We start from the raw sequence: 26405 nt of genomic DNA, 5'->3' as shown, positions 1-26405 counted from the left end.
AGACAGAAAAATCCCCCATAGCTGGAAATTTTAGCATCCAGCTGTGGAGGATATTTATCCTAGTTTTAAACACTTACTTGCTATTAAACTTTTGTAAATCGATGACTTCTATTTTATAGCCATCTGGATCAGTAACAAAGTAGTACATATTAGGTTTACCAGGCAGCCCTTTGATATCGGTCACAGTATAGCCAGCCTTTTTATGAGCTTGATGGGTAGCATCTAAATCCTCGACACCAACAGCAATATGACCGTAGCCATCACCAAGGTCATAGTCACCATGACCGTAGTTGTAGGTGAGCTCTAACTCATAGTCTGGATCATCATCCAAAGCCATATAAACAAGCGTAAATTCATACTCAGGGAAATCATTGCGACGGACTTCCCTAAATCCTAGAGCTTCTTGATAAAAAGCAAGCGAGGTCTCCAAATCTTTGACGCGAACGCAGGTATGCATAAATTTCATAAGTCATAACACCAAGAACAGATCAAACTTACAGCAGCTGGTAAGGTTGTAGCTGTCCATTTATTTCCTTTCTGTGATAATTAATTATAAATATTAGTCCAGCCAAGTAATGACCTCTTGACGAGGCTTACGTGAACGCGGATGCTTGGGATCTTTGAGGCGGTAGCCAAAGGAAACCATGCTGGCAATCCCTTCTTTGCTAGGGTCAATAATGTCTTCTTGCGCTAGAATAGTATTGACTTCATCGTAGTTAAATCCCTCGATGGGACAGGAATCAATTCCCATTAGTGATGCAGCAGTCATCATATTTCCCAAGGCAATATAGGTTTGTTTGGCTGTCCAATCAAAGAGAGCACGCGGATTGTCAGCTATCTTCATATCTTGCTCTTGGAAAGAGCGGTAGCGTTCCAACCTTGACTCCAAGTCTGTTTTTTCAGTAAACCCACGGCGGATAAGACTTTGCTTCATGGTTTGACTATCATAGCGAGCATTTTTTTCAGCTAGGAGCAAAACAAAATGACTGGCGGTATCAAGCTGGGGAGCTGCTCCCCAAGCGACTTCCTTGAGTTTAGGAGCTAGATCAGCAATATGGGTTCTATCTAAGACAACAAAACGCCATCCTTCCAAGCCAACAGAAGAAGGGCTAAGCCAAGCTGTATCAAGAATAGTTTCCATATCTTCATGGGAAATTTCGTCTTCATTATAGACGCGAACAGCGACACGGTGGTCAAAGGCCTGACGAATTTGCTCCTTGATATTTTCTTTTGTCATATTGACCTCCATCTTTATAAAGATATTCAGCCTGTCAAAGGCAAACTAAAGTAGAAAACCGGCGGATAAACGTCACAGCAGGTGTCACTGAGAACTGCAAAGAAATCAAATCTTGGCATTCGGTTGAAAATTCTGATTTCCAAAACACTTATTATTCCAGAAATAATCCTATTTTGTTAAAAACAAAAGCTCAAACAGATAGCTCTTCTGTCCTGACGCGTTTCAGCCGAGTTCAATTTAGCATCTTCATCATATCATTTTCTTAAAATCTGCGCTAATATTTAAGAATAATATGGTAAGATAAAAATAGTAAGCCTTACTTTTTCTGGTAATACTGGCAGCAGACACAGGAAATAAAACCATTTGGATTCTCAGCTAGAGTAGTTGCTGTCCCAATGTCGTACTTACCAGTACAAGATAGATTCGAGATCGTAAGGAAAAGACCTGTGCTTCTTAAACAACAGGTTAGATTGGTGAAAGAGAGGATCATATGCAAAATCAGCGGAAAGAATTTGGTTACTTATCCAGTTCCATTTTAATTTCTGTTTTTCGAGGCCTGCTAGTCGGCCTTTTTTCCGGCTTTATGGTCAGCGCTTTTCGGTATCTTATTGGCCTTTTGTTTGGTCAGTTTCAAAGGGCTTATCGTTTGTCGCATCAGCTGCCTTGGATTTTAATAGTTATACTGTCTATTTATCTCATCTATAGCTATATCATTGGCCGCCTTATAGTCACTGAACCAGATATTAAAGGGTCGGGAATTCCGCAAGTTGAAGCCGAGCTTAAAGGCTTGATGAGTCAACGATGGTGGTCAGTTCTTTGGAAGAAGTTTTTGGCAGGAGTACTGGGGATTTCCAGCGGTTTAATGCTGGGGCGCGAAGGCCCAAGCATTCAGGTGGGAGCTGTCAGCGGTAAGGGGATTGCTCGCTACCTTAACCTTAGTAAGCTGGAGGAACGTACCCTGATCGCTAGCGGTGCCGCAGCGGGAGTCTCAGCTGCTTTTAATGCGCCGATTGCGGGACTCCTATTCGTAGTGGAAGAAGTTTACCACCACTTTTCTAGTCGGGTGTGGATCACCGCTCTTTCAGCCAGTCTAACAGCCAATTTAATCTCCCTGCGAGTCTTTGGTCAAACACCGGTGCTGGCCATGCCTAGTCAACTTCCTTTACCCCGTTTATCCTCTTATGGACTCTTTATCCTGTTAGGATTCTTCCTAGGATTTCTGTCCTATCATTATGAAAAAGTCATTTTGAAAATGGCTGACTACTATGCTGCTTTAGGAAAATGGTTGCACCTTAAGTCCCACTATTACAGCCTTGTCGCCTTCGTTCTGACTCTGCCTCTGGGGTATTTTGCCCCTTGGCTGCTAGGCGGGGGAAATGCCTTGGTTCGTTCCCTTTCAACCATGCAGGCACCAATTCTTCTCTTTCTTGTCCTCTTTGTTCTGCGCTTTTTCTACAGCATGATGAGTTATGGCTCTGGCTTGCCGGGCGGAATCTTTTTGCCCATTTTAACCCTGGGAGCCTGTCTAGGAGCCTTCTTTGGCCGTATTTTTCTTGAATTGGGCTGGATCACCTCCGGTGAATTCCCTCTTATCATTATTCTAGGAATGAGTGCCTATTTTGGTGCTATATCCAAGGCTCCTTTGACAGCCATGATTTTGGTCTGTGAGATGGTTGGGGATCTGCGCCATCTGATGGCTTTGGGGACAGTGACCTTAGTAGCCTATATTGTTATGGATATGCTGGGTGGGGCCCCGGTCTATGAAGCCATGCTGGAAAAACTTTTTGAAGGGAAGCAGCCTGACGCTGACGATAGTCCTCTGACATGGATAGAGCTGCCGGTTTCGTCGAAGATAGCCGGCAAAGCGGTTTATCAACTGGAGCTGCCTAAGGATGTTCTGATCACCAGTCAACGTGAAAATGGCAAGAGCCATATTGTTTCGGGAAGTACCAAACTTATTTTGGGCAACGCGATTAACATTGTTCTACCCGAAGACAAGATTGATCAAATCAGGCACCTCTTGCTGGACTAGGAAAAAATTACAGAGATGATGTTCTAAGCGAGTCTTGAGGGGAATTAAAAAAGAGTGGGGCAGGCGTAGTAATATCTTCTCTATCACTGTGCCTGTCCCAAACTCTTTATAAATCAAAATATTGCAGTTTTTTAGGTGTTTGAGTAAAGGGTTGGAAGCCATCCTTGCCCACACTGCCGCAATCTTCAATACGGACACCGACTCGACCTGGGATGTAAATACCTGGTTCAACCGAGAAGCACATGCCTTCTTGGAGAACTAAGTCGCTTCCTGCCATAATAGATGGGTATTCGTGCACCTCTATTCCGAGGCCATGTCCGAGACGATGGTTAAAATAATCACCGTAACCGGCTTTTTCAATCACCCTGCGAGCGGCAGCGTCTACTTCGCCAGCGGTGACACCCGGCTTGATCACCTCTTGAGCAGTCAGTTGAGCTTCTAGACAGATCTTATAAATATCTTCCTTGAATTGATCGGGGCGGCCGATAGCCACCGTCCGCGAGATATCAGAGGTATATCCTTCACAAACGACTCCTAAGTCAAAGAGTAGGAGTGCATCATTTTGAATACGGTTAGTACCAGAGATACCATGAGGGTTGGCGGCATTATTTCCGGTTAGGACAAGAGTATCAAAACTCACCTGACGGATGCCCTTTTTTTTGAGTTCATACTCGATTTGGGCTACCAAATCCATCTCGGTTCGACCAGCACGAATATTATCAAATCCAACCTTGACAGCATAGTCAGCGTAGACACCAGCCACCAGAAGTTTATTGAGCTCTTCTGGTGATTTGATCAGACGCATTTCCTGAATCAAGGGTGTGATATTGTCAAAACGTCCTAGAAAGACTGATTGTAGACCATTGAATTTAGTGACGTTAAGGTGATCAAATTCAATATAAATGATATTCGAATCAATTCTAGGCAGGCTGAGACGGATTTTCTGCCAAGGATTTTCAGCATCGTTATAACCTATTACCTCAAACTTAACAGTTTGACGAGCCCTAGCTACTTCTAATTCTGGTAGGAATAAAATAGGCTCCTGATCGCTGTAAATGAAGAGAAATAGCTGGCGTTCATGGGGATCACACTCAAACCCAGTGAGATACTTGACTGTAACAGGATCGGAAATAATAGCCAATCGGGACTGGTTCTGAACCAGATAGTTACGGATGTGAGTCAATTTTGACATGGCAAAACCTCTTTTCATGATAATAACTGTCTTTATTCTTTCAAAAAATCTACTAAAATGCAAGCCTTTCAAAAATTTTATCACAGGTGACAATTTCTCTGACGCTGAGTCAAAATTTTGTGTTAGAATAGAACTATATTAAAGCGTTTTCAAAAAATGAAAATGTTACACTTACTTTTCGAAAACAAAGAGGGAAAAGTAATCGGATATGGCCCAAAAGCCCAGAATTTAGATGGGGGTCGCCTTGTTGGTAAGCAAATGATGTTGACCTCCTAAAATTCCAGTCGCTTTTGACGCCCTTAGCGACACTTCGTTTGGTTAGTAAAATCGACTAACCAAACGAAGTTAGTGGGAAAGGTAGCCAATTCACTCTAGTAATTGGCATAGCAAACTACCATGGTAGTTTGTATAGTAGAGCAAGACCTAAGGTCTTAGCGATACTTTGTCAATTGCACACGGGTCTAATTTCCTCGGGAAAAAGAAGGAGCTTTTTGTGTGTCAAGCACACGGCGTCGCTCCCCTATTTTCCTATCGGAAATTTTCGCCAAGCGAATCAGCCCTTAGTATCTTAATAATCGAACATGGGCTGCGGCTTGTGCAAAAAAGATAGTTTCTTCCTAGACGCAAGCGTCTTCGTCGAACCTCCTATTTTTGCTTAATCCGCGGACGCCCTTTGTATCTTAATATAAGGAGGATGCCATATGTCAACACGCCAGAAATTTACCGATGCAGAAATGCGAGCGAATACGCCTTATTTCTCATCCTTGAAAACAATTATCGAGACAGCTTTTTACGAAAATCAGGTTAAGTCTGTTGAGAGTTTAGAAAAAGCTTATGAACTTGCTTCAAAAGCGGCAGGAACAGTCGTTTTAGACATGCCAGTAGCCCACACACGGGAGCTGGGGTTACCTTCTGATGCGCGTGTCTTGCTGACTAATTCTGGGGCTATTGTAGGCCGTACAGCTAGAGCCAGACGCATTTATGGCCGCGATTCCAAAGAGGATCAAACGCTGCAGCCTATTGTACGCGAGGCAGTTTGGCAGGCTCACAGGAAAGCCTTTTATCGTGCTGATGCTGTGGTAGGTCTGGATGAAGAATTTATGGTTCGTGCCCACCTTATGGTCCCAGAGGATGAGATTCCCAACCTTTATTCTTGGCTGCTCAACTTCCAAATATTAAATGAAGAATTTAATAAGCGTTTGGCCGCTTCTAAGATCTATGATGAGGATGATATTTTTATCTTTTTTGATCCTGAATGGACTCACCCGGATTATCCAGATGGCTTAGTCTACTTTGATGTCCAGCACAACTGTGCTATAATTCTGGGCTTGCGCTATTTTGGGGAGTTAAAGAAGTCGACTTTGACTCTAGCTTGGAGTACAGCTGCTAGAAATGGCTATGTAGCCTGCCATGGTGGTTTAAAAATTTTCAGAGAAAAAGAAACTGGTAGTTCCAACAATTTTGTCGCTTCCTTCTTTGGTCTGTCAGGTTCTGGTAAGTCTACGCTGACCCATGCTAAACATGATGATAAGTATGATATTGAAGTACTTCATGATGATGCTTTTGTTATCTCAACGGCAGATGGCTCTTCAATTGCCTTAGAACCTTCGTATTTTGATAAAACAAACGATTATCCGACAGGGCATAAGGAGCAGGATTACTTTGTAACTGTACAGAATTGCGGTGTGACTCTGGATCAAGAAGGGCATAAAAAACTCGTAACAGAAGATATTCGCAATGGTAATGGACGGACTGTGAAGTCTCGCTACTCAACTCCTAACCGTGTGGACCGTATTAGTGACCCCATCAAGGCTATCTTTTGGATCATGAAGGATGATAGTCTTCCGCCATTGGTGAAAATTGATGACCCTGTCCTAGCGACGACTATGGGTTGTACTTTGATGACGAAACGCTCCAGTGCTGAAAATACCAAGGGCAATCAGAAGGACTTGATTATTGAGCCGTTCGCTAATCCTTTCCGCGTTTATCCTCTAGCAGAGGATTTTCAAAAATTTAGAACACTCTTTGAATCTGGTGTTGACTGTTATATTATCAATACAGGGCAGTACATGGGCCAAGCCATTCCTAAAGAAGTTTCGCTAGATATTATTGAACATGTTGTTGAAGGTAAAGGTGACTTCAAATCCTTTGGTCCTTTATCTGGCCTATCTTACCTAGAGCTAGAAGGCTATCAGGTACCAGATTTTGGTGATGATTACAAGCAGCTAATTCGAGAAAGAATGCAGGTCAGAAGAGACTTTTTAAGTTCCTTCAATCAAGAAAATCCTGAAAATGCTCTGCCAGCTCAAGCTATTTCTCAAATGGAAGCAGTACTGAAAAGTCTTAACTAGTTTTTGCTTCAGTTGAAAAAGCTGTTATTATCGCTAACAAACCCAAGACAGTCCCCCCCTATTAGTTTGGTGGGGACTTTGTCATTTTCTGATAAAGAAGTCCCTCCTCTTCTGTCATGAGGCTATCCCGATGATTTTATATGTTTTTAAGATAATAGCGCTCAAGTTGATGTTTTTTTGAAAGGGCATACAAAAATTTCAAAAATTGAGTTATAATTATTGAAAGTGTTTACAATATGTGATAATATAAATCGTGAAAGCGTGATTTTCATATAGAAGGGAGAGCCCACATGAACACTGATGATACTATTACTATTTATGATGTAGCCCGTGAAGCTGGTGTGTCCATGGCAACAGTCAGCCGCGTTGTCAATGGCAATAAAAACGTTAAAGAAAAAACTCGTAAAAAGGTCTTAGAAGTTATTGATCGCTTAGATTATCGGCCAAATGCTGTAGCGCGCGGTTTAGCCAGTAAGAAGACGACAACCGTTGGTGTTGTTATTCCCAATATCGCTAACAGTTACTTTTCTATTTTGGCCAAGGGGATTGATGATATTGCCTCCATGTATAAGTACAATATTGTACTGGCCTCCAGTGATGAAGACGATGATAATGAAGTTAATGTCATCAATACCCTTTTTGCCAAACAAGTAGATGGAATCATTTTTATGGGGCATCGTCTGACTGACAAGGTACGTCTGGAATTTTCGCGTTCTCGTACGCCAGTTGTCTTAGCAGGGACAATTGATTTGGATAAGCAATTTCCGAGTGTTACGATTGATGACGAGGCAGCAGCGGAGGATGTGGTTGCTAATTTGGCCAAGCGGCACCAGAATATCGCTTTTGTATCTGGTCCCTTAATTGATGATATTAATGGTAAGGTTCGTTTGTCCGGCTATAAATCCGGTCTTCAGGCAGCAGGATTGAAATTCCAAGAAAGTCTTATTTTTGAAGCCAAATATAGATATGAAGATGGCTACGCTCTGGCAGAACGTGTCCTTAACTCAGGTGCGACAGCTGCTTACGTTGGTGAAGATGAATTGGCAGCTGGACTCTTAAATGGTCTGTTTGCAGCTGGTAAATCTATTCCCGATGACTTTGAAATTATTACTAGCAACGACTCTCCGATTGTGAAGTATACCCGCCCCAATCTCAGCTCCATCAGCCAGCCTATTTACGATTTAGGGGCTGTTAGTATGCGTATGTTAACAAAAATTATGAACAAGGAAGAGCTGGATGAGCACGATATCACTCTCAATCACAGTATTACTAAGCGGGACTCTAGTAAATAACTCTATCAGATTAAAAAGCCGCTCATAGTGAACGGTTTTTTTATATCCTGTATTTTTATTTGGAATCTGCTATAATGGTCACAGCTTATCGGCTTATATAGGGGAGAAAATGATGACAAATAACACCTTAATGCAGTATTTTGAATGGTATCTGCCAGCTGACGGCAAGCATTGGCAGCGGTTGACCGAGGAAGCCCAGCATTTAAAAGAAATTGGCATTAGCATGGTATGGCTGCCGCCTGCTTTTAAGGGAACCGGCTTTAATGATGTTGGCTATGGGGTATATGATCTTTATGATCTAGGTGAATTTGACCAGAAAGGAACGGTTGTCACCAAGTACGGCAGTAAGGATGATTACCTTAAAGCCATTGAGACCCTTGAAAATTTGGGAATTAAAACCATGGCAGATATCGTCTTGAACCATAAGGCTGGCGGCGACAAGCGAGAGCGCTTTGATGTGATTCAGGTCAATCCTGACAATCGTATGGAAGAAGTTTCGGATACCTTTGAAATTGAAGCTTGGACCGGTTTTGACTTCCCTGGACGTGGCAATACCTACAGTGACTTTAAATGGCACTGGTATCATTTCACTGGTGTGGACTACGATGCCCGCAGCGCTCAGCGCGGTATCTACAGAATTCAGGGAGTTAATAAAGGCTGGGCAGATAGCCATCAAGTCGATGATGAAAATGGTAATTACGACTACCTTATGTTTGATGATATTGATTTTGAACATCCAGAGGTAGTGGCTGAGCTGAAATCTTGGGTTCGGTGGTTTTTGGAAACCAGTCAGGTTTCAGGTTTCCGACTAGATGCCGTCAAGCATATTAAGGCTGATTTTATGACTGATTTCATTGCTGATATTCAAAGGAATGTTAAACCAGATCTCTATGTGTTTGCAGAGTACTGGAAAAACGACGCTCAGGCTAACCTAGACTATATTACTGAGACGAAGGGAACTTTTGATTTAGTTGATGTCGTTCTTCACATGAATCTTTTTGAGGCCAGCCAGCAAAGGGAAAATTATGATCTTAGCCATATTTTAGAAGGCAGCCTCATGCAGAATGCCCCAACCTTTGCGGTCACTTTTGTTGATAATCACGATTCCCAGCGTGGTCAGGCCTTAGAATCCTGTGTTGAGGAGTGGTTTAAACCTGCAGCCTATGCTCTTATCTTACTGCGCCAAGAGGGTCTGCCTTGCGTCTTCTATGGAGATTACTACGGCATCTCGGGTGATTTTGCCCAGCGATCCTTTGGAGATGAATTAGATACTCTGCTCTATGTCCGGTGCAATCATGTTTATGGTGAGCAAGTTGACTATTTTGATGATGCCAACTGTATCGGTTGGGTCAACCGCGGTGATGATCGGCATCCTGAAGGAGTAGCTGTCGTCATCAGCAATGGTCCAACCACCTCTAAACGCATGAATATGGGAAGCTACAATGCTGGTAAAAGCTTTGTTGATCTGATGGGCACCTACTGTGAACCTATTGAGCTTGATGAAGAAGGCTGGGCAGACTTCCCTGTTCAAGACCAGTCTTTATCCGTCTGGGTTAACCAAGAAACCTTTGTGTAAGCTAGTATTGGCCTGCCCTTCTTTCTATATTAACACCTCATAATCAGCCTTTGGGCTGATTTTTTTAGTGGATCATGAATTTTACCTCAAAATAGGCTATAATAGAGACTATGAAAGTATTACTGTATCTTGAAGGGGAGAACCTGATTGGGAAATCAGGTATCGGTCGGGCAATCAAGCACCAGCAGCAAGCGCTGGAGATAGCTAGGATTCCCTACACGACCGACCCTAAAGATGGGGACTATGATATTGTCCACATCAATACCTACGGACCAAAAAGTCTGGCCCTTTTAAATACCGCTAAAAAGCAGGGGAAGAAAGTCATTGTCCACGGCCACTCGACCATGGAGGACTTTAGGAACTCTTTTATTGGGTCAAATCTAGTAGCCCCTGTGTTCAAGACATATCTAAAGCGCATTTATCAGGCGGCAGATTACATTATCACACCGTCAGATTATTCAAAATCACTGATTGAAAATTATGGAGTTACAACCCCTATCAGTGCAGTTTCAAATGGGATTAATCTGGCCAACTATCAGCCTAACCCAGAAAAGGAAAAGGCCTTCCGGGACTATTTTCACATTGAGAAAGGACAGAAGGTCGTTATCTCAGCTGGTCTTTATTTTAAACGCAAAGGAATCTTTGATTTTGTCAAAGTGGCTCAAGACATGCCTGAGGTTCGCTTTATTTGGTTTGGCAAGATCAATGAGCTAGTGATACCAGCAGATATTCGTAAAGTTGTAGAAAAGGACCATCCCGATAATGTTCTCTTCCCTGGCTATTTCAAAGGAGATATTTTTGAAGGAGCCATGAGCGGAGCAGATGCCTTCTTTTTCCCATCTTATGAAGAAACAGAAGGCATCGTTGTCCTAGAGGCTCTGGCAAGCTACCAGTCAGTAGTGTTACGGGATATTCCCGTCTATCGAGGCTGGCTCACTGAAGAAGCGGCTGAGCTATGTCACAACAATGAAGAATTTGTTGACAGCCTCTACCGCACGATTAATGGTGATATTGATAAAACGGCAGCTGGCTACGAAGTTGCTAAAAGTCGTTCGATTGAAAATATTTCAAGAGAATTAGCTGCCGTTTATCAAAAGGTTATGGAGCTATAACATGAGAATAGGTTTATTTACTGATACATATTTTCCCCAAGTATCTGGTGTCGCCACTAGCACTCGCACCTTAAAAGAAGTCTTAGAGGCTATGGGGCATGAAGTTTACATTTTTACAGGGACAGATAAGGGGGTAAAACGTTATGAAGATCCCACGATTATCCGCCTACCTAGTGTCCCATTTGTGTCCTTTTCAGAGCGGCGGGTAGTCTACCGAGGCCTGATGACGACTTATAAAATTGCTAAGGAATATAATTTAGATATTATTCATACTCAAACGGAGTTCAGTCTTGGTCTTTTAGGAAAATGGGTTGGTTCTGCCCTGCATATTCCAGTTGTCCATACTTACCATACCCAGTATGAGGATTATGTTGACTATATTGCCAAGGGTAAGCTGATTCGTCCCAGCATGGTTAAATATATTATGCGCGGCTTTCTTAATGACCTAGATGGAGTTATTTGCCCCAGTCGTATTGTGCTTAACCTCTTGGATGGCTATGGTGTTAAAATCCCTAAACGCATCATTCCGACTGGAATCCCCTTGGAAAATTTTGTCTACGACAGTATCAGTAATGATGAGACGGCTGCTTTGCGGCAGGAGTTAGGCATTGCCAGCGATGAGACCATGTTGCTCAGCCTGTCACGAATCTCATCGGAAAAGAATATCCAAGCTGTTCTCGCTGCTCTGCCCCAAGTCTTGGCAGAAGATGAAAAAGTGAAGCTGGTTATTGTTGGTGATGGCCCTTATCTGGATGATTTAAAAAAGCAAACTGAAATCCTAAATATGACGGATGCTGTTATTTTTACTGGCATGATTCCTCATGAGCAGACGACTATTTACTACAAAGCAGCTGACTTTTTTATCAGTGCCTCGACTAGTGAAACCCAAGGCTTGACCTATATTGAAAGCTTGGCTATGGGAACACCGATTATCGCTCACGGCAATCCTTATCTGGATGATTTGATTACCAATCGGATGTTTGGCAGCTTGTTTTATCATGAGGTTGATCTGGCTGATACCATTTTGGATGCCATTGCTGTGACACCGGATTTAACGCCGGAACAGCTGAAGCGCAAGCGCTATGAAGTATCAGCCCAGCACTTTGGTAAGTCTGTCTATGAATTTTACCTAGATATGCTGATTTCCTACTCGACTCACCGTTCGAGCAAGTTCTCCCTAACGGTTGAGGGCAGTCCGACAGATCGCTCGATTCGTTTAGCTAAATCAGCTGTCCGCCTGCCTAAAAAAGCAGTACAGACCACCGTCAAGACATCGCGTAAGGCTGTCAAGGTCCCGAGCAAAATGGTCAAGTCAATCTGGGAATTTTTGAACTAGGTTTCTCATTAATATTTTGAGGTTCATAAAATGTATGACTTGTCTTGAAATAAAATCAATTCCTGCTATAATAAAGAGCGAAGATAAGTTTCTTGTGTTTGGTCTTCTAGCGAGCGCTTGGTTGGTGAGAAAGCGCAGACCTATCAAGGAATACTCCTTCCTAGATTTTATGCAAACATAAAAGGGTGGTTCCCTTATCGCCAAATATGAGGTTCATGGCTTTTTGTCATGAATAAATGAAGGTGGAACCACGTTGCGACGTCCTTTTAGGATGGCGCAATTTTTTATTTTAAATAAAGGAGAGCTATCATGCAGTTTCAGGAAATGATTAGGCGCAGTCGGGCAATTAGGCAAGCTTACCATTCGCTGGAAGTCAAATATCATCAGTCAGAGTGGACAATTGAGGAAGATCTTTTAGCTCTTAGCAATGATATTGGTAATCTCCAGCGTCTAGTGATGACGAAACAGGGACGTTACTACGATGAAACGCCCTATACTTTGGAACAAAAACTAGCTGAAAACCTTTGGTGGTTGATAGAACTTGCTCAGCGATTGGATGTGGATATCCAGACAGAGCTGGAAACTTTTCTTTCTGAGAAGGAAAAGCAGTTGAATATTCGTGACTGAAAACTTAGCGAATACAAACAGTTTTAAAACCTTAAAAAACGTAAGCAATAAAAAAATACTTTATAGAAAGGAACTGAGGGCTGGTTCGTATTTATGAAATTGAATACAGACTAGGGACTGTGCGAAAAAGGTAAGTCTTGCTTGTTTGAGTGTTAGTCATTCTTGCGTAAGACTACCTACTTTTGCTTCATCCTTTTAATGCCCTTTAGATTTTAAACATGATTAACATTACTTTCCCAGATGGCGCTGTACGCGAATACGAAACTGGCGTGACAACTGTTGAAATCGCTGAGTCAATCAGCAAATCCCTTGCTAAGAAGGCTCTGGCCGGAAAGTTCAACGGTCAGCTGATCGACACGACACGTGCAATCACAGAAGATGGTTCTATTGAAATCGTCACGCCTGACCATGAGGATGCCCTTGCTATCCTGCGTCACTCTGCTGCTCACCTCTTTGCCCAAGCAGCGCGCCGCCTTTTCCCAGATATTCATTTGGGTGTTGGTCCGGCTATTGAAGACGGTTTCTACTATGATACCGATAACGAAGCCGGCCAAATCTCAAACGAAGACCTGCCGCGTATCGAAGAGGAAATGAAGAAGATCGTCAAAGAAAATTTCCCATCCATTCGTGAGGAAGTGACCAAGGATGAGGCGCGTGAAATCTTTAAAAACGATCCTTACAAGCTTGAACTCATTGAGGAGCACTCAGAAGATGAAGGCGGCCTTACCATCTATCATCAGGGTGAGTATGTTGATCTCTGCCGCGGTCCACACGTACCATCAACTGGTCGCATTCAAGTCTTCCACCTGCTCAATGTAGCGGGTGCTTACTGGCGCGGAAACAGCGACAATGCTATGATGCAGCGGATTTACGGTACAGCTTGGTTTGACAAGAAAGATCTCAAAGCTTATCTCAAACGTCTAGAAGAAGCTAAAGAGCGTGACCACCGTAAACTTGGTAAAGAGCTCGATCTCTTTATGATTTCCCAAGAAGTCGGACAAGGTCTGCCTTTCTGGCTGCCAAATGGAGCGACTATCCGTCGTATCTTGGAGCGTTATATCACTGATAAAGAGTTGGCAGCTGGCTATCAGCATGTCTATACGCCACCAGTAGCGTCGGTTGACCTCTACAAGACTTCTGGACACTGGGATCACTACCGTGAGGATATGTTCCCAACCATGGATATGGGCGACGGGGAAGAATTTGTTTTACGGCCAATGAACTGCCCCCACCACATCCAAGTTTACAAAAATCATGTACGTTCCTACCGTGAATTGCCGATTCGTATTGCGGAGCTGGGTATGATGCACCGCTACGAAAAATCTGGTGCCCTCACGGGTCTGCAACGGGTGCGGGAAATGACCCTCAACGATGGTCATACCTTCGTTGCGCCGGAGCAAATCCAAGACGAATTCAAGAAGACCCTTCAGCTCATCATTGATGTCTACGAAGATTTCAATCTGACGGATTACCGTTTCCGCTTGTCCTACCGTGACCCTAAGGATACCCACAAATACTATGATAACGATGAGATGTGGGAAAATGCTCAAAGCATGCTCAAAGGTGCCATGGATGACATGGGCTTAGACTACTTCGAAGCAGAAGGAGAGGCTGCCTTTTACGGTCCTAAGCTTGATATCCAAGTGAAAACCGCTCTAGGCAATGAAGAAACCCTCTCAACCATTCAATTGGACTTCCTCCTGCCAGAGCGCTTCGATCTCAAATATACGGGTGCTGATGGCGAAGAGCACCGTCCGGTCATGATCCACCGCGGGGTTATCTCTACCATGGAGCGCTTTACAGCTATCCTGATTGAGACTTATAAGGGTGCCTTCCCAACTTGGCTGGCACCGCAACAAGTTACTGTTATCCCGATTTCCAATGAAGCCCATGCTGATTATGCTTGGGAAGTGGCAAAGACTTTGCGTGACCGCGGTATCCGTGTGGAAGTGGACGAGCGTAATGAAAAAATGCAGTATAAGATTCGCCAAAGCCAAACCCAAAAAGTCCCTTATCAATTAATCGTTGGGGACAAGGAGATGGCAGACAAGTCTGTTAACGTCCGCCGTTACGGCAGCAAGCAGACCCATACCGAAGCTCTGGATGAATTTGTTGAAAACATCTTAGCGGATATTGCTAGAAAATCGCGTCCAGAAGAATCTGCTGAATAAGTAAAGAAGGAGTCAGAGGGCTTCTTTTTTGCTATGATTTTTAACAAAAATTTCTAATTTTGCCAGCTGAACTTGCTTGAAAGTCGGATAGTAACCCTCTATAATAGGCGTATAAAGAGGTGATAAAAGTATGATTAGTGAAACAATTCTTCTATTGAGAAAAAAGTTAGGCTATTCTCAAGAAACATTAGCTGAAAAGGTAGGAGTATCCCGCCAAACCCTTAGTAAATGGGAACTGGGAGAGAGTTTACCAGATATTATCTCTTCAAGCCGTTTGGCAGAAATTTTTGACATTAGCTTAGATGAGCTGGTTAATGGTGATGATTCTTTTTTCGCCGGTAAACCTAAGGAAGGAAAGTATATCTTTGGAACGGTAACGGTTGGTGAAAAGGGACAAATTGTTATTCCTGTACGGGCTAGAAAAATCTTTGACATTAAAAAAGGCGATAGTCTTATGGTTTTAGGTGATATCAATCAAGGCTTGGCCTTGTTAAACAGCGATTTCTTTATTCAGGCTTTTGAAGAAATAGGGTTAATGAATGAAAAAATTAGCCAGTTTGAGCCTTAGTTTTGCAGCCTTGATATTCTTTTTGCATGTGATTGGCTGTTATGATTTTGTTTAGGCGGCCTATTGACAACTGGTCATGTTCAAAGAAGTTCGTGATAGTTTAAATGTTATAGATATTATTGCCAGTACTGTGCTAACTGAACACGAGCTAAAATCCTAGTAAAAAAGATAAACGTCCTTGTGTCTTAGTGACACAGCGCCCGTTTCCTATTTTTATACGGATTTTTAGACGCTCTTTGTATCTTAAATAAGGAGGATGAAAATGAAGGCTATTGTCACTAGACAGCTGACGAAAACATATTCTAATATAACTGCTGTAGATGATCTCGATTTAAGGGTTGAACAGGGTGAATTATTTGCCTTGCTTGGTGTAAATGGTGCGGGGAAAACAACAACGATTAAAATGCTGTCTTGTTTGGCAAAGCCCACCAGCGGGGATGCTTTCCTGCTTGGTGACAGCATTGGTTCAAACCCTCTTGCAGTCAAGGAAAAAATCAATATTTCTCCGCAGGAAACAGCAGTAGCCGCTAATTTATCGGTTCTTGAAAATTTGGAGCTCATTGCGGGACTATATGGTCAAAACCGTAAAATGGCAAAGGAGAATGCCTATGAGATAGCCAAAAAATTTGGTTTGGCAAATGAATTGACCAAAAAAGCCAAGCACTTATCAGGAGGAATGCAAAGGAGACTTTCTATTGCTCTGGCTCTCATTTCCAATCCGCAAATTTTATTTCTTGATGAACCAACTTTAGGGCTTGATGTACTGGCTCGCCGTCAATTATGGACATCGATTAAATCCCTAAAAGGAAAGGTAACCATTATCCTTACCACTCATTATATGGATGAGGTAGAAATGCTCTCTGATCGTGTGGGTATAATGGCAAAGGGAAAATTAAGAGCGGTTGGGACAATTCCAGAGTTGACAGCAAAAACCGGAACCACCAAGTTGGAGGACGCCTTTGTTATGCTTTCAGGAGGTGCACTATGAGAATGTTTTTGTTTGCAAAACGGAATACAAAAGAAATTTTGCGCGATCCCATCACTTTCTTTTTTGGTTTGGGATTTCCTATTATACTGTTAGTTTTGCTGTCTATTATCAACGATGCTATTCCATCTGAAGCAAGGAACACGATGTTTCAAATAGAAAACCTTGCACCGGGTCTAGCAATGTTCGGGAGCGTATTTATGGCACTATTTGCGGGAATGCTGCTATCAAAAGACCGCACATCATCTTTTTTAGTGCGGCTGTTTACCTCTCCTATGACGGCATTAGATTTTATTTTGGGCTATACTCTGCCCATGCTTGGGATGACAATTGCACAGGCAACAATCACCCTATTGGCAGCAGGAGCCTTTGGGCTTGAAATAACGATTAATATCCTGTTTGCGATTGTTATAACAGCCATGACTTCTTTGTTGTTTGTAGGAATAGGATTATTTTGCGGCAGCCTTATGAATGACAAGGCGGTTAGTGGTATTTGCGGAGCTTTGCTGACGAATGTTGCTGGGTGGTTATCTGGGGTATTTATTCCCATTGATTTAATAGGTGGTTCCTTCAAAAAAATAACAAATACTCTACCTTTTTATCATAGCGTAGAGATAATACGGTCCGCTTTAAACGGTCATTTTAATCATGTACTTCCTCATTTATCTAATGTAATGATTTATACAGTAGCCATTTTTGTATTTGCCATTATTGTTTTTCAGTCTAACATGAATGGTGATAAAATCTAAAACAATCAGAAGTAGAACTGAATTGCGCTGCATGTGAAATAAAGTCAAACTGCTAGTAATCCCTCTTATACAAGGTTTCATAGGATTTAGCCTACAGCAGCTGCCAGCAATGGTGGCCTCTGACTTGAGAGTTTGCCCATAAGTCATGTCTGATAGAATCGTGAGTTGCTAAGGAATACTTTACAAGTAAAAATTCTCCCAAGTAAGCTAGCAGGGAGTGAAATAATCCCTCTCTTATTTATAAGATAGTCGTCTCAAGTCTAACTTTGTATTCTCCTGTGAAAGCCAAAAAGCCCTTGTGTTACCAGTTTATCAGTAACACGAGGGCTTTTTATGATCTTCAATATTGTTCTCAAAAACGGACTAGTAGCCTAATCTTCATCTTCGATAAAGCGATAGCCAGCTACCTTAGTCAAAGCGAATACTACAAAGAAGGTAATCATGGCACTGACACAGACGTCAGATAAGAAGTGGGCTTGAACACGTACACGAGATACAGCCATGAGTGCACCGTAAGTCAGAGCAATCCATGTGGCAAGCTTTTGTCCCTCGATGTTATCGCGGCTGATAAAGAAGGGGAAAAACATAGCACTCATCCCAGCTAGGGTATGACCTGAAGGAAATGACCGGTGCCCGTTTTCACCATTAATTTGCCACCAGTTGGTAAAATGGGCTCCCTCGGTCTCTTGAAAAACTTCGTAGGGTCTAAAACGTCCCCACGTTTCTTTCATGCTATCGATGATACTTTCAGATAGGAAATGAAAGGCGATACCGATGAGAGCAATCTTGATCAGGTAGCTGATAGCCTTGGCGTCTTGCTTGATGAGCCATCTGAATTCGAGTAAGGTTCCGACTGCCCAGATAGGCAGGCTCAGGCCATATTTTAGGAGAGCCGAGTATTGAACAGCTCCACCAGTATCATTGTTGGCTGTAGCAATAGGGAGGTCTTGTTTGACGTTGGCTGCCGTACTGTATCCATAGTAAAGCCAATCATCAACCATATGGGAAATAGCCCAGAATGACAGGATGAGTCCAGCTGCCGTCAAAATTATTTTAAGGACATTGGACTGACTGTTACGGTAGCCTGCAAAAGCTAGAATATTAGCGGATAAAAAGAGAACCATAGGCTCTGGAAACATCCCAAAATTTTGGAAAAGTGTCCCAAATATGGAGTTTTGGCTACTTAGATGCTGGGATATTTCTTGGTCAAAGAAACTAGCGATAATCAATAAAAGAGCAGTACAGGTATAGACAATAGTCAATAAGCCTTTTTCCTGACGGTTAAGATTTAGCATAGAATACCTCTCAAAAATTTGATAGTCCTAATATAGCAGAAGACTATCAAATGCTAATCAAGCTTATGTAAAGAAAAAGCAAATTATCACCAGTCCTACTCTTTGAGTGTCAAACTGCTATGCCATTAACGCTGCCTTTTCCCTATTTCAGTGGTGCAAGCTGTTGCTTGTCTTATCTCCGGCCTTAAACTTGTAGACTGCTTGCAGCCCATCCCTTAGTTTGGTCTTTGATTTTTTGAGACTCACGTGATTTTACAAAAACTTTACAAAAATAAGGGAATAGATTTGATATTTGGTAAGTACAATTAGAATTGTTCAAGGAACAAATACACAAACGAGGAGACAGTCCATTATGAAGAAACGAACACGCCTTTTGCTTTTAGCAATAACAGGTCTAGCGGTTTTAAGCGTTCTGACTGCCTGCGGCGGTGGCGCTAAATCGTCATCAAATCAACCGATTAATATCATTACCCGAGAAGACGGTTCAGGGACACGCGGTGCCTTTATTGAATTATTTGGTGTCGAAGAGAAGAAGGATAATGGCGATAAGTCTGATCTGACGACCAATCAAGCGACAGTCACCAACTCAACTTCTGTCATGCTGACAACGGTAGCCGGTGATGAGACCGCCATTGGATATGCGTCGCTCGGATCTATTGACGATAGCGTAAAAGTTCTCGAAGTTGATGGTACAAAGGCCAGTGCTAAGGCGGTCAAGGACGGTAGTTATAAGATTTCACGTCCGTTTAATATTGTGACTAAGGACGATGTTAGCGCTCAGACTCAAGATTTTATCGATTATATTATGAGTGAAGATGGTCAAAAAGTTGTCGAAGAAAATGACTATATTTCCCAATCCAATACAGGTGCCTACAAATCCTCTGGAGCAAGCGGAAAAATTGTTATTGCTGGATCGAGTTCGGTGACGCCCGTTATGGAAAAACTCAAGGAAGCCTACCTCAAGGAAAATCCCGATGTGACCATTGAAGTGCAACAAAGTGATTCCTCAACTGGTGTGACAAGCGCGGTCGATGGGACTTGTGATATTGGCATGGCTTCTCGTGAGCTTGATAAGTCTGAAACTTCCAAGGGTGTTAAATCAAGAGCGATTGCTCTTGATGGTATTGCTGTCATTGTCAATAAAAAGAACAAGATTGATGGCCTAAGCAGCGACCAAGTCAAGGACATCTATACAGGCAAGACAACGACTTGGGATGCACTCGCTAAATAAGGAGCTCTAGATGGCACAGACAAAAGAAAAAGTTAGGCAAGCGGTATTCTTTCTTACCGCCTGTATTTCTGTTTTATCCGTCATTCTCATTTGTATTTTTCTATTTTCAAGTGGTCTCCCTGCTATTAGTAAAATAGGTTTTGGTCATTTTGTTTTTGGGAGGGTTTGGCAGCCAGCCAATAATCTCTACGGTATTTTTCCTATGATCGTCGGCTCTATCTATGTGACTGCTGGGGCTTTGCTAGTGGGCGTTCCAATCGGTATTCTGAGCGCGATTTATATGGCTAAATTCTGCCCAGATAAAGTCTATAAACCACTTAAAATGGCTATCAATCTTATGGCTGGAATCCCATCTGTTGTTTATGGTTTCTTTGGCTTGGTAGTCTTAGTGCCTTTTATTAGGCAGGAAACGCTTAGTCTGGGAACAGGAGTTTTGACCGCTTCGCTCCTATTAGGTCTTATGATTTTGCCAACCATTATCACGGTGTCAGAGACGGCTATTCGAGCTGTGCCGGATGCCTACTATGAAGGAGGTTTGGCGCTTGGGACCTCACATGAGCGCAGTATCTTCTTTATCGTGGTGCCAGCAGCTAAGCGCAGTATCTTAGCAGCCGTTATTTTAGGGTTAGGCCGCGCCATTGGTGAAACTATGGCCGTCATTATGGTAGCAGGGAATCAAGCGATTATTCCCACCTCTATCACCTCAGGTGTCAGAACCTTGACGACCAATATTGTCATGGAAATGGGCTATTCAACAGGCCTCCATAGACAGGCCCTGATTGGGACTGCTGTCGTCTTGTTTATCTTTGTTTTAATCATCAATGTTAGTTTTTCATTGATTCGTAAAGAGGAGGCCTAAGGATGAAAAGAAAACAACACAAGCAACTTTACGAGAAGTGGCAAGCATATAAGAATGACCCTGTGTCTTTGCTCCTTAGTTTCTTAGTTCACCTAGGAATTGCAGTAACCATTGTTGCTATTGTATTTATCGTGGGGTATATCTTAATCAAGGGGATTCCCAACATCACGCCGTCTCTTTTTGCGATGACCTACAATACGAAGAATGTCTCCTTGATGCCGGCCTTGATCAATACTTTATTTATGACAGTCCTTGCCCTTCTAATTGCCATACCTGTGGCTGTTGGGGCTTCTATCTATTTAACGGAGTATGCTAGGCGGGACAATCCTTTTGTAGCGGTCATCCGAATTGCCACAGAGACCCTAGCTGGAATTCCCTCCATCATCTACGGCTTGTTCGGTGCACTTTTCTTTGTGAAGTATGCGCATATGGGGCTTTCTCTACTTTCTGGGGCTATTACACTAGCTGTTATGGTCTTGCCGGTTGTTATGAGAACAACAGAAGAAGCCCTGCTGTCGGTGCCCGACAGTTACCGTGAGGGAAGTTTTGCGCTAGGAGTCAGTAAGCTACGTACAATTTTTCAAATCGTCTTGCCCAGTGCAACAGCTGGGATTTTCTCAGGGATTATCCTAGCGATCGGCCGTATCGTTGGTGAATCTGCTGCCCTTATTTTTACAGCAGGCACCGTAGCCGAAGTTGCAAAGAGCGTCTTCAGTTCATCCAGAACATTAGCCGTCCACATGTATGCCATCTCAGGTGAGGGACTTTATATCAAGCAGACTTATGCAACAGCAGTGATTTTGCTGGTCTTGGTAATTATCATCAATCTCTTATCTGAATGGGTTTCCAAAAAACTAGAAAGAAGTATCAATGGTGAATAAATTAGTAATCGATCAGTTAAATCTCTACTACGGAGACCATCATGCTCTTAAAGATATCAGGCTAACTATTGCGAAAGGTGAGATTACAGCCTTCATTGGTCCTTCAGGCTGCGGAAAATCAACCCTCCTAAAGAGTCTCAATCGCATGAATGATCTAGTCAAAAACTGTCATATCCAAGGATTAGTAACATTAGATGGTGAGGACATTTACAAAGATGTTGATACCAATATCCTTCGTAAAAAGGTTGGTATGGTCTTTCAAAAGCCCAATCCATTCCCAAAGAGTATCTATGATAACATCGCTTTTGGACCTCGTTCTCACGGTGTTCACAACAAGGCTAAATTGGATGAGATCGTTGAACATTCCCTTCGTCAAGCCGCTATCTGGGATGAAGTTAAGGACCGCCTTAATAAGTCCGCCTTAGGTCTTTCGGGTGGTCAGCAGCAGCGTCTTTGCATTGCTCGTGCTCTGGCTATTGAACCAGAAATCCTCCTTATGGATGAACCAACCAGTGCACTAGACCCAGTTTCTACAGCTAAGATTGAAGAATTGGCCTTAGAGTTAAAAAAAGACTACACCATCGTCATGGTAACCCACAATATGCAGCAAGCAGTGCGCGTGTCTGATAAGACGGCCTTCTTCCTATCAGGAGAATTGATTGAATACGATAGGACTAGTCAGCTTTTCTCAGTCCCTAAGGATAAACGGACCGAAGACTACATCACAGGGAGGTTTGGTTAATGCGTTCAAAATTCGATCATCAGCTTAACGATTTAAATAAGAATTTAATTGTTATGGGGGCTCTATGTGAAGAGGCCATCACGACGTCATTTGAGATTCTAAAAGAGGATGAATTCCATCTCTCAGAACAAGTTGCAGAGACAGCGCGCCGCATTGACCATCTAGAACGGGATATTGAGTCTCAGTGCCTGAAGCTCTTGCTGCGTCAACAGCCGGTAGCTAAGGACTTGCGCCGCATCTCTGTAGCCCTCAAAATGGTCTACGATATGAAACGTGTTGGTGCCCAGTCAGGTGAGATGGCTTCCATTATCGCTCAGAAGCATATTATCTCTGGTCAGGAGGTTGATCTTCTTCAAGAGATGACTAAGTGTGTCACCAAGATGGTAACCGAGAGTATCGATGCTTTTGTACATGAAGACAGGCAAAAAGCCCAGCAAGTTATCGTCATGGATGAGCAGGTTAATCAACAATTTGATACAATAAAAGAAAGACTGATTACCTATTTTTCTCAGCCGGATGCTGATGGCGAGTACGCGGTCGATCTCCTGATGGTCGCCAAATATGTCGAGCGTATCGGAGATCACACGGTCAACATTGCCAAATGGGTTCTCTATTCAATCACAGGACAGTTAGATGGAGATACTGCATGATTTATTGCGTTGAAGATGATGAGGACATTCGTGAACTAGTGTTATATACCCTGCATACAGCAGGCTTTGAAGCTCAAGGATTTGCCAGCAGTGCTTCCTTCTGGGAAGCCATGAAAGTCCAGAAACCCGAATTGATTCTATTGGATGTCATGCTGCCGGAAGAAGATGGTATGAGTATCTTGGAAAAGCTCAAAACAAACTATCAAACACGAGAGATTCCGGTTATCATGGCAACAGCCAAAGGAAGAGAGTTCGATAAAGTGAAGGGATTGGATTTGGGGGCGGATGATTATTTGGTTAAACCGTTTGGCATGATGGAGCTGATTTCTCGAGTCAAGGCCGTTTTGCGCCGGACTGCTCCCAAGTCGTCCCTGCTGCAACTGGGGCAGATTAGTCTCAATCACCAAAGTCATACAGTTCTTATGAATCAGGAACGCTTAGAATTAACACGTAAGGAATTCGACTTGTTGGAGTTAATGATGCGCAACCCTAAACGTGTATTCGGCCGTCAGGAACTCTTGGATGCGGTTTGGGGGGCGCAAGCTATACTGGAAACTCGGACAGTTGATGTCCATATTGGGACTCTGCGCACCAAGCTGAAACAATGTGGAAGCTATATCCAGACTGTTCGTGGCGTTGGCTATCGCATGGAGGTAACTGATGACCCGTAAAATTTTTACATCTACCCTCCTAGCAACTCTAGGGGTTCTTCTAGCCTCTTTGGCGATGATTTTCGGTGTACTCTATCGCTATTTCACGAATAACCAATTTGACCAACTGCGCACGGAGACAGCCTTGGTGGCACAAGGGATTGATCTTAGTGGCGCTGAGTATTTCGCCAGGCTGGACACTTCTGCTATTCGGGTGACTTGGATTGACCAGTCAGGGACTGTTTTATACGACAGCGAAAAAGAACTAGCAAAAATGGGAAATCACAGCAATCGAAAGGAATTTAAAGAGGCACTAAAAAAGGGAGACGGAGAGAGCTCGCGCTATTCTTCAACCATGACCCAGCGTTCTCTTTACAGGGCCAAACGCTTAGAAGACGGAACCGTTATCCGTCTATCGGTAACTCAGAATACTATTTTACTGCTCTTAATCCGTATGATTCAACCGATTTTCTTAGTCGTTTTAATAGCCTTACTCTTATCGATTGCAGTAGCTCGCTATACGGCCAATCGTCTAGTTGAGCCAATTAACAAATTGAACTTGGAAGCGCCCTTAGAAAACGATGCCTATGAAGAATTATCCCCTCTTCTCAGGCGTATCGACCATCACCAAAAAGAAATTCGTAAACGTGAAGATCTCTTGAACCAGCATCAGCAAGAGTTTGATACGATTATTTCTCGAATCAAAGAGGGAATGGTTCTCCTTGGTAAAAACCGCCGCATAATCAGTATCAATAGTGCAGCCCAACAGCTCTTTGAGACAGACGAAACCAGCATCAGCAAGGATATCATTGATCTGTCTCGTGACTACCAGCTTAACCAACTCATTGATCGTGGTCTCACAGGTCAAAAGGGAGATGGTTATCTCGAATGTGATCAGTCTGTTTACCGCATGTTGGTGAGACCTATCAAAGACAACGACCAGATAACGGGAGTGGTTCTCTTACTATTTGACATTACCGATCAACTTCAGGTTGAGCAAATGCGTCGCGAGTTTAGTGCGAATGTTTCCCACGAGCTGAAGACACCGCTTCATGTGATCTCAGGTTACTCAGAGATGCTAGCCAATAATATGGTAGCAGAAAGGGATATTCCTAAGTTTGCCGGTAAGATTCATCAAGAGTCACAGCGTATGATTCAGCTGGTCGAAGATGTTATCAAGCTCTCCCACCTAGATGAGGCTGATCAGGTCGAAACAGAACTGGTTGATCTTTACAAAGTGTCTGAGAGTGTTATAAAGACGCTGACACCTAAGGCCCAAGAAAGGAATGTTGACCTTCACTTAATAGGACAGTCAACTATTATCAAGGCCAACCTCCCTCTGATGGAATCCTTGCTCTACAATCTATGCGACAATGCTATAAAATATAACAAGCATGGCGGTAAGGTCGATATTCGCCTGAGTCAAAAGGCTCACCACACTATTCTAGAGGTTGAAGATACCGGCATTGGCATGGAGGAGAAAGAACATTCCCGTATTTTTGAGCGTTTCTACCGTATTGATAAGAGTCGTTCCAAAAAAGTTGGTGGGACTGGCTTAGGGCTATCTATTGTCAAGCATGCCCTGCAGATCCATGATGCTAAAATTACGGTAAACAGTCAGCCTGACAAAGGAACCAAAATGACAGTCGTTTTTAGCGCTAATTCCTAAAATTTGACACTGGTAGATAAACTAAACCGTTATGAATAACCAAGAAGCTAGCTAGATTCTGCTAGCTCTTTTTTTACAAGTCGTGTTATAATATGAGCGTAAAAATAGTTTTATCTTTTAAATACAGGGGTCTGGATTATGAAATACAACCAGCTTGGTGACACAGATATGAAGATCAGTGAAGTGAGCTTTGGAACTTGGGCACTTGGGGGAGACTGGGGAAATGTGGATGAACAGGCAGCCATAAAGGCCCTCCATCATGCAGTAGATAAAGGGGTTAATTTCTTTGATACTGCTGATGTCTACGGGAGTGGCCGCAGTGAGCGTTTGCTGGGACGGCTTTTAAAAGAGCGCTCAGAGACGATTTATATCGCTACTAAATTCGGTCGTCGCGATAATTTTGCAGACTTATCCAACTATACTTATGATAAGGTGAAAGCTTACTGTGAAGACAGCCTGCACCACCTTGGAGCAGACAGTATTGATCTCTATCAGATACATTGTCCCAGTACTGAAGTCCTAGAAAATATGGGCGTGTTTGCTGTTTTGGAAGACCTGAAAAAAGAGGGTAAAATCCGTTATTACGGTGTTAGCGTTGAAACAGACGATCAAGGGAAGTTTGTTTTGGAGCATACGGCTGCCAGCAGTTTGCAGGTGATTTTTAATATCCTGCGCCAAAAACCCTTGGATAACATGATTGCACAAGCAGACGCTAAGCATGTCGGTATCCTAGCCCGGGTACCTCTAGCCAGCGGCCTTTTGACGGGTAAGTACAATAAGACTAGCCGTTTTCCTGAAAATGACCACCGTAATTTTAATCGTGATGGAGCAGCCTTCAATGTTGGTGAGACTTTTGGCGGTTTGCCTTTTGCTAAAGCGATTGAATTAGTTGAGGAACTTGCATGGATAGCTGATGGTCGTGGTAGCTTAGCCGATGCAGCCCTGAAATGGATTTTACAGCAATCAGGTGTGACCAGTGTTATCCCCGGCTTCAAATCAGTGCAGCAGATTGATATCAATCTTCAAGCTGCTAATACCAAACCTTTTTCTGAGGACGAGCTCAAGAGAATTTCTGACTTTTATTGGTCCTCAGTTCATGAACATATTCGCGGTGCCTACTAAGGGACAGTGATTTAAATGCCAGTGAAGAGAAAGAGCCCTAGAGTTGTACCGACCCCCAAAAGTTGGACGAAAAATCTA

At 43.0% G+C, this 26405-nt stretch carries 23 protein-coding genes; 19 read left to right on the top strand and 4 right to left on the bottom strand.

Annotation, left to right across the window (positions count from 1 at the left end):
* Nucleotides 1-73: 73 nt before the first annotated feature.
* Together gloA and ACVR1G_RS02495 are read right to left on the bottom strand one after the other, a co-directional pair.
* Nucleotides 74-466, bottom strand: a complete 393-nt coding sequence (gene gloA / locus ACVR1G_RS02500; RefSeq protein ID WP_447451643.1) for a lactoylglutathione lyase — start codon at nt 464-466, stop codon at nt 74-76.
* Between the two features lie 93 nt (nt 467-559).
* Complete coding sequence (locus tag ACVR1G_RS02495) at nt 560-1237, bottom strand: NAD(P)H-dependent oxidoreductase (RefSeq protein ID WP_447451642.1); 678 nt, start codon at nt 1235-1237, stop codon at nt 560-562.
* A 490-nt stretch (nt 1238-1727) separates the two neighbouring features.
* Here ACVR1G_RS02495 and ACVR1G_RS02490 point away from each other — a divergent pair, with 490 nt between their 5' ends.
* On the top strand, nt 1728-3269 hold the full coding sequence (locus ACVR1G_RS02490) for a H(+)/Cl(-) exchange transporter ClcA (protein WP_447451641.1): 1542 nt from the start codon (nt 1728-1730) through the stop codon (nt 3267-3269).
* Between the two features lie 106 nt (nt 3270-3375).
* Here ACVR1G_RS02490 and ACVR1G_RS02485 read toward each other — a convergent pair whose 3' ends face one another.
* Nucleotides 3376-4461: a M24 family metallopeptidase gene (locus ACVR1G_RS02485; protein ID WP_447451640.1), complete on the bottom strand. Its 1086-nt coding sequence runs from the start codon at nt 4459-4461 to the stop codon at nt 3376-3378.
* Between the two features lie 701 nt (nt 4462-5162).
* On the opposite strand from ACVR1G_RS02485, the gene ACVR1G_RS02480 reads away from it, so the two are divergent.
* The 10 genes from ACVR1G_RS02480 to ACVR1G_RS02435 all read left to right on the top strand — a co-directional run bounded on the left by ACVR1G_RS02480 (nt 5163) and on the right by ACVR1G_RS02435 (nt 17228).
* Complete coding sequence (locus tag ACVR1G_RS02480) at nt 5163-6812, top strand: phosphoenolpyruvate carboxykinase (ATP) (RefSeq protein ID WP_447451639.1); 1650 nt, start codon at nt 5163-5165, stop codon at nt 6810-6812.
* A gap of 290 nt (nt 6813-7102) precedes the next feature.
* Nucleotides 7103-8104 carry a catabolite control protein A gene (gene ccpA / locus ACVR1G_RS02475; protein WP_447451638.1) on the top strand — a complete coding sequence of 334 codons (1002 nt, stop codon included), beginning with the start codon at nt 7103-7105 and terminating at the stop codon, nt 8102-8104.
* Nucleotides 8105-8216: 112 nt separating this feature from the next.
* Nucleotides 8217-9680, top strand: a complete 1464-nt coding sequence (locus tag ACVR1G_RS02470) for an alpha-amylase (RefSeq protein WP_447451714.1) — start codon at nt 8217-8219, stop codon at nt 9678-9680.
* Nucleotides 9681-9790: 110 nt separating this feature from the next.
* Nucleotides 9791-10792: an LTA glycolipid anchor biosynthesis glycosyltransferase, IagA/BgsA family gene (locus ACVR1G_RS02465; RefSeq protein WP_447451637.1), complete on the top strand. Its 1002-nt coding sequence runs from the start codon at nt 9791-9793 to the stop codon at nt 10790-10792.
* Nucleotide 10793: 1 nt separating this feature from the next.
* Complete coding sequence (locus ACVR1G_RS02460; RefSeq protein ID WP_447451636.1) at nt 10794-12128, top strand: glycosyltransferase family 4 protein; 1335 nt, start codon at nt 10794-10796, stop codon at nt 12126-12128.
* Nucleotides 12129-12437: 309 nt separating this feature from the next.
* Entirely contained in the window at nt 12438-12755 is a 318-nt protein-coding gene (locus ACVR1G_RS02455) for a nucleoside triphosphate pyrophosphohydrolase family protein (RefSeq protein ID WP_447451635.1), read from the top strand.
* 218 nt (nt 12756-12973) lie between these two features.
* Nucleotides 12974-14926, top strand: a complete 1953-nt coding sequence (gene thrS / locus ACVR1G_RS02450) for a threonine--tRNA ligase (protein WP_447451634.1) — start codon at nt 12974-12976, stop codon at nt 14924-14926.
* Nucleotides 14927-15056: 130 nt separating this feature from the next.
* Nucleotides 15057-15494, top strand: a complete 438-nt coding sequence (locus ACVR1G_RS02445) for a helix-turn-helix domain-containing protein (RefSeq protein WP_447451633.1) — start codon at nt 15057-15059, stop codon at nt 15492-15494.
* Nucleotides 15495-15756: 262 nt separating this feature from the next.
* Nucleotides 15757-16482, top strand: coding sequence for an ABC transporter ATP-binding protein (locus ACVR1G_RS02440; RefSeq protein ID WP_447451632.1), 726 nt, complete (start codon nt 15757-15759; stop codon nt 16480-16482).
* A complete protein-coding gene (locus ACVR1G_RS02435) occupies nt 16479-17228 on the top strand; it encodes an ABC transporter permease (protein WP_447451631.1) in 750 nt (249 codons plus the stop codon). The genes ACVR1G_RS02440 and ACVR1G_RS02435 overlap by 4 nt, the downstream gene beginning before the upstream one ends.
* Before the next feature lie 371 nt (nt 17229-17599).
* Here ACVR1G_RS02435 and ACVR1G_RS02430 read toward each other — a convergent pair whose 3' ends face one another.
* Nucleotides 17600-18523, bottom strand: coding sequence for a phosphatase PAP2 family protein (locus ACVR1G_RS02430; protein ID WP_447451630.1), 924 nt, complete (start codon nt 18521-18523; stop codon nt 17600-17602).
* Between the two features lie 352 nt (nt 18524-18875).
* Between ACVR1G_RS02430 and ACVR1G_RS02425 the strand changes: the two genes are divergently transcribed.
* The 8 genes from ACVR1G_RS02425 (at nt 18876) to ACVR1G_RS02390 (ending at nt 26327) form a co-directional block, all read left to right on the top strand.
* Complete coding sequence (locus ACVR1G_RS02425) at nt 18876-19754, top strand: substrate-binding domain-containing protein (protein WP_447451629.1); 879 nt, start codon at nt 18876-18878, stop codon at nt 19752-19754.
* A gap of 10 nt (nt 19755-19764) precedes the next feature.
* On the top strand, nt 19765-20613 hold the full coding sequence (gene pstC, locus ACVR1G_RS02420; protein WP_447451628.1) for a phosphate ABC transporter permease subunit PstC: 849 nt from the start codon (nt 19765-19767) through the stop codon (nt 20611-20613).
* Nucleotides 20614-20615: 2 nt separating this feature from the next.
* Nucleotides 20616-21494, top strand: coding sequence for a phosphate ABC transporter permease PstA (gene pstA / locus ACVR1G_RS02415; RefSeq protein WP_447451627.1), 879 nt, complete (start codon nt 20616-20618; stop codon nt 21492-21494).
* Nucleotides 21487-22236 carry a phosphate ABC transporter ATP-binding protein PstB gene (gene pstB, locus ACVR1G_RS02410; RefSeq protein WP_447451713.1) on the top strand — a complete coding sequence of 250 codons (750 nt, stop codon included), beginning with the start codon at nt 21487-21489 and terminating at the stop codon, nt 22234-22236. Before pstA ends, pstB begins: the two co-directional genes overlap by 8 nt.
* Nucleotides 22236-22886, top strand: coding sequence for a phosphate signaling complex protein PhoU (gene phoU, locus ACVR1G_RS02405; protein WP_447451626.1), 651 nt, complete (start codon nt 22236-22238; stop codon nt 22884-22886). Before pstB ends, phoU begins: the two co-directional genes overlap by 1 nt.
* On the top strand, nt 22883-23557 hold the full coding sequence (locus ACVR1G_RS02400) for a response regulator transcription factor (RefSeq protein WP_447451625.1): 675 nt from the start codon (nt 22883-22885) through the stop codon (nt 23555-23557). The genes phoU and ACVR1G_RS02400 overlap by 4 nt, the downstream gene beginning before the upstream one ends.
* Nucleotides 23547-25205 carry a sensor histidine kinase gene (locus ACVR1G_RS02395; protein ID WP_447451624.1) on the top strand — a complete coding sequence of 553 codons (1659 nt, stop codon included), beginning with the start codon at nt 23547-23549 and terminating at the stop codon, nt 25203-25205. Before ACVR1G_RS02400 ends, ACVR1G_RS02395 begins: the two co-directional genes overlap by 11 nt.
* Before the next feature lie 138 nt (nt 25206-25343).
* Nucleotides 25344-26327 (top strand): aldo/keto reductase, encoded by a 984-nt coding sequence (locus ACVR1G_RS02390; RefSeq protein ID WP_447451623.1) that lies wholly within the window; start codon nt 25344-25346, stop codon nt 26325-26327.
* Nucleotides 26328-26405: the final 78 nt, after the last annotated feature.

The sequence above is a fragment of the Streptococcus dentasini genome, assembly GCF_053206945.1.
The sequence above is the reverse complement of the archived record's forward strand: the minus strand, read 5'-3'. Positions and strand labels throughout refer to the sequence as shown.